A 1,052-nucleotide genomic window follows, 5' to 3' on the forward strand; every position below is an offset into this window, starting at 1 on the left:
TATACGAACAAGGTAGCATGCCGGGGCTATAGCGAGTTAAGCATTCCCTTTGATGAATTGTTTGAACTTTCAGTGACCTTCAATCCTGCCAGAAACAGTGACCAGGAAAAGCTCATCATTAAAATCAATGGTGTCACCCAGACCGTTCAAAACATCTGGGCAAGATCGTCCATGTATACATTTAATCGATACAGCCGGGTTATTTTAGGAGGGGACGGCACTGATCTGGGTAATGCCAAAGGTCTGTTTGTCGTCAACGCAACGTTGACCAATACCTATAACGCCTCAGTGACGCCTGTCGCTTCGTCTAATAACGATACGTTGACTGTTTGGCGATGGGATTTTGAAGACAGCAGCAACCCACTGAAAATCATCACTAGCCGAAATAACGTTAGTTCAGAGCTAACGTGGAAAAACACTAAAGATACCACCGTCATCTGGACCGACGCCAACAGTCCGCCTTCTTCTTCAGGCAGCGCCGGTGGCATCATCATCCCGGGAAATGGCAACACCACCCGCATCCAGGGCACCGTGATAGAAGACGATCTGCCAGTAGCTCGCCGGGTCTTTGCTATCACACAGGCGCAACTGGAAGTCGATGGCAGCCAGGAAACAAAACATGCCGTTCTGAACAGTGTGCTCAGCGACAGCATCAGCGGCAGTTACTCTCTGGATACCAGCCCCTACGAAGGAGCCGTGATTGTGGTGGCCATGGATGACTGTGGAGAAGTCTGGAAAGCCAACACCACCTACACAGTGGGCCAAGTAATCCGTCCTGCCAACTTCCAGGGCTATGTCTATATCTGCACAGTGGCCGGTACAGGCGACAGCACCGAACCCACCTGGTGGTTTGATGACAGTGTTCAAGCCATTGGCACCGCTCAGTTCAAAGCCAAGCCCTACACTCGCCCCCTGGCCCATGGCCCGGTGACACCCGAGATCGTACCGGAGAGTTAAGTGGCTTACTTTCCTGAGAAGACACAAGACTTCAACTTTACCCGGGAGGCTTATCAACCCGCCTCCCTTTTTGAGTTTTATCCGCAGCCCATCTA

1 protein-coding gene is annotated in these 1,052 nt (G+C 51.3%); it reads left to right on the forward strand.

The window, feature by feature from the left end; all coding sequences use genetic code 11:
• The coding region (locus KDK16_RS12305; RefSeq protein WP_257276339.1) for a hypothetical protein at window positions 1-957 on the forward strand (957 nt) is incomplete at its 5' end.
• Between the last annotated feature and the right edge of the window lie 95 nt (window positions 958-1,052).

The organism is Endozoicomonas sp. SESOKO4, from assembly GCF_024606275.1.